Source organism: Thioalkalivibrio sp. (assembly GCF_041685615.1).
Taxonomy (GTDB): Bacteria; Pseudomonadota; Gammaproteobacteria; order Ectothiorhodospirales; family Ectothiorhodospiraceae; genus Thioalkalivibrio.
Window position 1 is genome coordinate 19937 of the sequence record NZ_JAWLFK010000034.1, and the last position, 7671, is coordinate 27607.

The window sequence follows — 7671 nt, forward strand, 5'->3', positions numbered from 1 at the left end:
CGACACTTAACGGACCGCCTACACTACGCGCGCTTTCACGCGCGAGACCATTGCGAATGACAACATCTTGGGCAGCCGTTTTTCCGGGGCAGGGTTCCCAGTCCACCGGTATGCTGGCCGATCTGGGCGACGATCATGCCATTGTACGCGACACCTTCCAGGAGGCGTCGGACTGCCTCGACGCCGATCTCTGGAGCCTGTGTCAGCACGGGCCCGTGGAGCAGCTGAACCAGACGGAATGGACGCAACCGGTGATGCTGGCCGCGGGGGTAGCCGCCTGGCGGCTGCTGAGCGAACAGACGTCCGCGCGTCCGCAGGCGGTCGCCGGGCACAGCCTCGGCGAATACAGCGCCCTGGTTGCCGCCGGGGTGCTGCGCTTCCCCGATGCCGTTCGTCTGGTGGCCGAACGCGCCCGGGCCATGCAGGCCGCCGTCCCGGAAGGCGAGGGCGCGATGGCCGCGATCCTGGGGCTGGAGGACGATGCGGTGCAGGTTCTTTGCGCCGAGCATGCGGGGCGCGAGGTTCTCGAGGCCGTCAACCTGAACGCCCCGGGCCAGGTCGTCATCGCCGGTAATGCGGCGGCGGTCGACCGGGCCGTCGCTGCGGCGAAGGATGCGGGGGCCAAGCGGGCCCTGAAGCTGCCGGTATCGGTCCCCTCGCATTGTGCGCTGATGCGCCCGGCAGCGGATCGCCTGCAGGCCGCACTGGATCACACCCCCTTCAATCCGCCGACGATCCCGGTCTGGCAGAATGTGACGGCAGCACCGGCGGATTCCGCCGAGGTAATCAAGGACAACCTCGCCGCACAGCTGTATCGTCCGGTGCGCTGGGTTGAAACCGTCCGGGGCCTGCGCGGGCAGGGCGTGACGGTACAGGTCGAATGTGGCCCGGGGCGTGTGCTGACCGGTCTGGCCAAGCGCATCGACCGCGAACTGGATCTGTTCGATGTCGCCGACCGCGATACGCTGAAGGCTACCCTCGAGCGCCTGGTCCGGGATTGAGCCGCATCCGCCCGGGATCTTCTGGAGAGGCCAGTCATCTCCGTCGTCGTGAATCCCTCTTACTGAAGCAAAGGCACAACCATGTCCGACAGCAAACGTGTAGCCCTGGTCACCGGCGCCAGCCGCGGAATCGGCGCCGCTATCGCCCGACGTCTGGCCGAGCAGGGTCTTCAGGTGGTCGGCACCGCCACCAGCGAGGCCGGTGCCGACCGGATCACCGAGGCCCTGAAGGAATGGGGCGGCCGCGGTATCGCAATGGACGTAACCGATGGCGAATCCGTCGCCGCCGGCCTGAAGGCGATCCAGGACCAGGAAGGGGCGATCGAGGTGCTGGTGAACAACGCCGGTATCACGCGCGACAACCTGTTCATGCGCATGAAGGACGAGGAGTGGGACGCGATCATCGACACCAACCTCTCCGCCGCCGTGCGCCTGACCCAGCGGCTGCTGAAGGGCATGATGAAGCTGCGCCGCGGGCGCATCATCCTGATCGGATCCGTGGTGGGCTCCACCGGCAATGCCGGACAGACCAACTACGCGGCCGCCAAGGCGGGACTGGCAGGCTTTGCCCGCTCGCTGGCGCGCGAGGTCGGGAGCCGCAACATCACGGTGAACACCGTGGCCCCGGGGTTCATCGACACCGACATGACGCGTGAACTGGGTGACGACACCAAGGCGGCTCTGCTGGGACAGATCCCGCTGGGACGCCTGGGCGCGCCCGAGGAAATCGCCGCGACCGTGGGTTTCCTGGCCTCGGAGGAAGCGGGTTACATTACCGGCGAAACCCTGCACGTGAACGGCGGGATGTTCATGCACTGATCACGACGGGCCGGCTTCAGGCCGCCCGCACGGCCCGCCGCGCGGATCGCTAGATCGCGGCGAGGCTTTTCTCTAGAATGGCGGACCTTTCAACGAAGCCGCCTCACACTGAAGGGGATTTCTGAACCATGAGTAGCATTGAAGAACGCGTCAAGAAGATCGTTGTCGAGCAACTGGGAGTCAAGGAAGAGGACGTGACCAACGCCGCCGCTTTCGTCGACGACCTGGGTGCGGATTCGCTGGACACGGTGGAACTGGTGATGGCGCTCGAAGAGGAATTCGAGACCGAGATCCCCGACGAGCAGGCGGAAAAGATCACCACCGTGCAGCAGGCGATCGATTACATCAACGAGCACATGAAGGACTGATCCGACGCCTCCGGGCGCCGGTCAGGACGACGCGAACGGGCCTTCCTGTGCGCAGGGCGGCCCTTCGTCGTTTCGCTGAACAGCGTATTCAGTCTTTCGAGGAGAACATCATTGGCTAAGCGACGTGTCGTGATTACCGGACTGGGGATCGTCTCCCCGGTCGGATCCACTATCGACAAGGCCTGGAGCAACATCAAGGCCGGCAAGAGCGGCATTTCCCCCATCGATGTGTTCGATGCCGCGGACATGCCGGTAAAGATCTCCGGTGCAGTCCGGGACTTCGAGGCCAATGACTACGTCCCGACGAAAGAGCAGAAGAAGATGGACACCTTCGTCCTCTACGGGATCGCCGCCGGGCTGCAGGCCCTGGACGATTCCGGGCTGGAGGTGAGCGAGGAAAACGCCGAGCGCGTCGGGGTCGCCATTGGTTCCGGGATCGGCGGTCTGCCGTACATCGAGCGCTCCTACGGAGCCTACCTGAAGGGCGGGGCGCGCAAGATCTCGCCGTTCTTTGTCCCCAGCGCCATCATCAACATGGTGGCCGGGAACCTGTCCATCATGCGCAACCTTCAGGGCCCGAACATCTCCATCGTTTCGGCCTGCGCCACCGGCACCCACAACATTGGTGACGCCGCGCGCATGATCGCCTACGGCGACGCGGATGCGATGGTTGCCGGTGGCGCCGAGATGGCCACCACGCCGCTGGGCATTGGTGGGTTTGCGGCCGCCCGTGCGCTGTCCACCCGCAACGACGACCCGGAACGCGCCTCGCGTCCCTGGGATCAGGACCGCGACGGCTTCGTGCTCAGTGATGGGGCCGGCGTGATGATGCTGGAAGAGTACGAGCACGCGAAGGCCCGCGGGGCCAATATCTACTGCGAGATCGCCGGATTCGCCTGGAACGCCGATGCACACCACATGACGCAGCCCGTACAGGATGGCTCCGGCGCCGCGAAGTGCATGCATCGCGCCCTGACGGACGCGGGCGTGAATCCAGAAGAGGTCGGTTATATCAACGCCCACGGGACGTCGACTCCGGCCGGCGACCTGGCGGAGACCCAGGGGCTGAAGAAGGCCTTTGGCGATCATGCCTACAAGCTGCTGGTGAACTCGACCAAGTCGATGACCGGTCACCTGCTGGGCGCCGCCGGGGGCATCGAAGGCGTGTTCACGGCCCTCGCGCTGCGCGACCAGGTGTCGCCGCCGACCATCAACTTGGAGAACCCGGGCGAGGGTTGCGATCTCGATTACGTCGCCAACGAGGCGCGCGAGATGAATACCAAGGTCGGGCTGTCCAACTCGTTCGGGTTCGGCGGCACCAACGGCACCCTGGTGTTCCGCAGCATCTGACGCTGCCGCGCCGCTATGGCGGTCCATCAGCTGGCCGCCGGGGTCGATTTCGCGGCCCTGGCGCGGCGGTTTCCCGAACGCTATCCGCACCTGCTGGAGTCGGCCCTCATCGGGCAGGCCCCGGCGCGCTTTTCCATTCTGTTCGCTTTTCCCGGGCGGACGCTTTCCAGTGCAGCCGGGGACGATGTACTCGACGCACTGGATCAGGATCTTGCTCGTTCGCCAGTGTTCGATCCAGGTGATGCCGCTCATGCCCATCTGCCCTTCCTCGGGGGCTGGTTCCTCTACGCGGGTTACGAACTGGCCTGGCGCCTGGAACCGGCTCTGGGCCAGTGCCGGGGTGATCCCTGGCTGCCGGACGCACTGGTGACCCGTTTCCCGGGTGCGCTGATCCATGATCACCATGAAGGCACGACTTGGTGGGTCGACGAGGAGGGGCTCCCGGCGCGCCGGGAGCAGGTCGAGTCCGACTGCGCGGCAGTGCGAGGCGTAATGGACGTCACGGACGAAGCGCTGCCGGGGCTGACCCTGCGAGAAGAAGCCCCTGAGCAGTATCGCGACGCGGTGCTGCGTGGGCTGGAATACATCCGGGCCGGCGATACCTTTCAGGTCAACCTGTCGCGGGAATGGCATGCCACGGCCCGTGCGGCGCTGGATCCGGCGGTGCTGTATGCACGCCTGCGGGAGGCGAATGCGGCACCGTTCGCGGCTTGGCTGCAGCTCCCGGGTGCGCACGTCATCAGTTCTTCCCCCGAACGTCTGGTATCGGTCGAGGCGGGAATGGCCGAGACCCGGCCGATTGCGGGAACGCGACGACGGGATTCGGATGCCGATGAGGACCAGCGGCTTTTCAGCGAGTTGACAGTCAATTTAAAGGAACGGGCTGAGCACGTGATGCTGGTGGATCTGGAACGCAACGATGTCGGACGTGTGGCTGAAACCGGGAGTGTCCGGGTGGCGGAATTGATGACCATCGAGAGCTATCGCCGGGTGCACCACATCGTGTCGAGCATTGTCGGCCGACTGCGCGCCGGGACCACGGCCGCGAATGTCCTGCGCGCGGTCTTCCCCGGGGGCACGATCACGGGCTGCCCCAAGATCCGGAGCATGCAGATCATCCAGGAACTGGAGCAGTATGCCCCCCGTGGCGCCTATACCGGCGGTTGCGGCTATGTCAGCCGGCATGGACGCATGGATACGAATATCCTCATCCGTACCCTCGTGGTGCGCGGGAATGAACTGCGCTTCCGGGCCGGGGCCGGGATCGTCGCGGACTCCGATCCCGAGCGCGAACTGGAGGAGACACGACACAAGGCGCGTGGCCTTCTGGAGGCCCTGCACGGGGCGAACGAGGACGTGGTGTGATTCTGGTCAACGGTGAGCTGGAAGGTCGGATTGCGCCCCTCGACCGCGGGCTTTTGCTGGGTGACGGACTGTTTGAGACCTTGCTTGTACGCGCTGGTCGGCCCCAGTTGTGGGCGTATCACCGGGACAGGCTCTGGCGGGGCGTGCAGCAACTGGGTTTCCCGGAACCGGACGAGCCACAGATCTTGGAGGAGGTCGCCCGGGTCGCCGAGCCGGACACCTGCCTGGTGCGGTTGACGCTGACCCGTGGCGAGGGGCCGCGGGGCTATGCGCCGCCCGAGATCGCAACCCCGACACGGATTGTGAGTGCGGGGCCGGTCATTGAGGAAACGCCACCCCACGCGCGGGCATCGTTGATCATGGGCCATTCGGAGATCCCGGTGGGCGTGAACCCGGCCTTGGCGGGCCTGAAGCACACCAGTCGCCTGGAACACGTGATGGCGCGGCGCAGCTGGAAACCGGGATGGGACGAGGCGATCCTCCACGATGCCCTGGGGCGCGTCGTCAGTGTGACGCAGGGCAATCTGTGGCTGCGGGAAGGGCGCCGCCTGGTGACGCCACCGGTCGAGCAGGCCGGGATCGCGGGGACGCGGCGGGCCTGGATACGGGATCACGCGCCCCGATTCGGGTTCGAGGTCGTCGAAGCCTATCCGGGCCCCACGCGTGTCGGACAAGCAGACAGCCTATACGTCAGCAACGCGCGCCTGGGGTTGACCCCGGCGCGACTGGTCGAAGCGGACAAGCCGGGGCCCGCGTGGCAGGATGATCCGGTGTATCCAATGGGGATCGCGTTGCATGAAGCGGATTAGTCTCGCCGTACTGGGCTTCGTGGTGCTGCTGGCCCTGGTGGCCGCGTGGTGGTTGAGCGAGCATTACCGCGCGCAATTGGATACGCCGCTTGTGCTGGAGACATCGGAGCGTTTCCAGCTGGAATCCGGTCAGGGGCTGCGCTCGGTCAGCCAGTCATTCGCGGAGCGGGGCTGGATCGATTCCGCGTGGGTGGCGGAGGTCTATGGCCGTCGGCAGGGCATCGCCCCGCGTCTGCAGGCGGGGGAATATGCGGTCACCCCGGGGATGACGCCGCGCGATTTGCTGCATGCGATGGCCCGTGGCGAGGTCGTTCAGCATCGCCTGACATTCCCCGAGGGCTGGACCATTCGTCAGGCGCTGGCCGCGCTGCGCGAACATCCCGAGCTGGTCGGTCCTCCCGAGTCCGTTGGCGTGCACAACCTTCTCGAGGCCCTCGAAATATCGGACCTGGAACATCCGGAGGGGTGGTTCCTTCCGGACACCTACTTCTTCGGATCCGGTACCGATGCCCTGAACGTGCTGAAACGCGCGCACCGGGCGATGCGCCTGCATCTCGACCGCGCCTGGGAAAACCGCATCGAGGACCACCCGGCGGATTCCCCCTACGAGCTCCTGATCCTGGCGTCGATCATCGAGCGCGAGACCGGGCGGGGAGAGGAACGTGACCGGGTGGCGGGTGTGTTCGTGAATCGCCTGCAACGAGGCATGCGTCTGCAGACGGATCCAACGCTCCTGTATGTTCAGGAGCCGGGCGTGCAACGGCTGACACGCGCGGAACTCGACCGCGACCATCCCTACAACACCTACACCCGGGTCGGGCTCCCCCCGACGCCGATCGCGCTTCCCGGGAGGGCGGCCCTGGAGGCCGCGGCCCGGCCGGCCGATACCGACGACCTGTTCTTTGTCTCGCGCGGCGATGGCAGTCATCATTTCTCGGAGACCTATCGCGAACACCGCGAGGCCGTGATCCGCTACCAGCTTGGCGGCGACGGCAGCCGCTACGGCATTCGCAACCGCTAACCGGAGTCCCGCGCATGGATCGCTCGCCCCATCCTGGCCGCTTCCTGGTACTCGAAGGTACCGAGGGCTCGGGCAAGACCACCCAGATGGAACGCCTGGATGCGGCCCTGCGGGCCGCGGGTCGCCCGGTGTGCAACACCCGCGAGCCCGGCGGGACCGCGCTGGGCGAACGCCTGCGTGGGCTGCTTCTGGATCCGGACCTCCCCGGCATGTGCGCGGAGGCCGAACTGCTGCTGATGTTTGCCGCGCGCGCCCAGCACCTGTCAGAGGTAATCCGGCCCGCCCTGCAGGCGGGCGGGTGGGTGCTCAGCGATCGCTTTACGGACGCGTCGTTTGCGTATCAGGGGGCAGGGCGGGGTCTGGGTGCCGGGCGCGTGGCCGAACTGGAGGCCTGGTTGCAGGGGGCGCTACGGCCGGACCTGGTCATCCTGCTGGATATCGAGCCTGAAGCCGGACTGGAACGGGCGGTCCAGCGCGGCCGGCGCGACCGCATCGAACGCGAGGCGGTGGACTTTTTCCAGCGTGCCCGCGAGGCGTATCGCGAGCGCGCGGCCCAGGCCCCCGAACGGTATCTGGTCGTCGATGGTGCCTCGGACCCGGACACGGTAGCCGAGCGGATTCTTGCGGGGGTTCGCGAGCGCCTGCCGCTGCATTCACTCGAGGGGTAGGGGGAGATGGATACCGTTACGACAACGGAGGCCATCCCGCCCTGGTTACGAGCGCCATGGGAGTCCCTGATCCGCCGCGGGCGTGACGGCCGCCTGCCCACCGGCCTGTTGCTCCATGGCGCCCCAGGGGTGGGCAAGGCGCTTCTTTCGCAGGCACTGGTCCAGGCCCTGCTGTGTCAGCGCGCGACCGGGGCCGAGGCTGCCTGTGGCGAGTGCAATGCCTGTCGCAGTTTCGTCGGCGGCGTGCACCCCGAGGTCCTGGGCCTGGAG

Annotated in this window: 8 protein-coding genes and 1 pseudogene; all 9 read left to right on the forward strand. The window is 66.6% G+C overall.

All coding sequences use genetic code 11. The annotated features are described in order from the left end of the window. Positions 1–56 precede the first annotated feature (56 nt). Entirely contained in the window at positions 57–1001 is a 945-nt protein-coding gene (fabD, locus tag ACESLR_RS08180) for an ACP S-malonyltransferase (RefSeq protein ID WP_373024201.1), read from the forward strand. A gap of 81 nt (positions 1002–1082) precedes the next feature. Further along, entirely contained in the window at positions 1083–1820 is a 738-nt protein-coding gene (gene fabG, locus ACESLR_RS08185) for a 3-oxoacyl-ACP reductase FabG (RefSeq protein WP_373024200.1), read from the forward strand. Between the two features lie 128 nt (positions 1821–1948). After that, positions 1949–2188, forward strand: coding sequence for an acyl carrier protein (gene acpP / locus ACESLR_RS08190; protein WP_017941560.1), 240 nt, complete (start codon positions 1949–1951; stop codon positions 2186–2188). Positions 2189–2317: 129 nt separating this feature from the next. Continuing rightward, positions 2318–3538, forward strand: a complete 1221-nt coding sequence (gene fabF / locus ACESLR_RS08195; RefSeq protein ID WP_373024250.1) for a beta-ketoacyl-ACP synthase II — start codon at positions 2318–2320, stop codon at positions 3536–3538. A 15-nt stretch (positions 3539–3553) separates the two neighbouring features. After that, positions 3554–4903: an aminodeoxychorismate synthase component I gene (locus ACESLR_RS08200; protein ID WP_373024199.1), complete on the forward strand. Its 1350-nt coding sequence runs from the start codon at positions 3554–3556 to the stop codon at positions 4901–4903. Continuing rightward, positions 4900–5712, forward strand: coding sequence for an aminodeoxychorismate lyase (gene pabC, locus ACESLR_RS08205; RefSeq protein ID WP_373024198.1), 813 nt, complete (start codon positions 4900–4902; stop codon positions 5710–5712). The genes ACESLR_RS08200 and pabC overlap by 4 nt, the downstream gene beginning before the upstream one ends. Continuing rightward, a complete protein-coding gene (mltG, locus tag ACESLR_RS08210; RefSeq protein ID WP_373067006.1) occupies positions 5699–6733 on the forward strand; it encodes an endolytic transglycosylase MltG in 1035 nt (344 codons plus the stop codon). The genes pabC and mltG overlap by 14 nt, the downstream gene beginning before the upstream one ends. Positions 6734–6747: 14 nt before the next feature. After that, positions 6748–7401, forward strand: a complete 654-nt coding sequence (gene tmk, locus ACESLR_RS08215; RefSeq protein ID WP_373024196.1) for a dTMP kinase — start codon at positions 6748–6750, stop codon at positions 7399–7401. A gap of 6 nt (positions 7402–7407) precedes the next feature. Beyond that, positions 7408–7671, forward strand: a pseudogene (locus tag ACESLR_RS08220) (DNA-directed DNA polymerase); the annotation flags it as partial.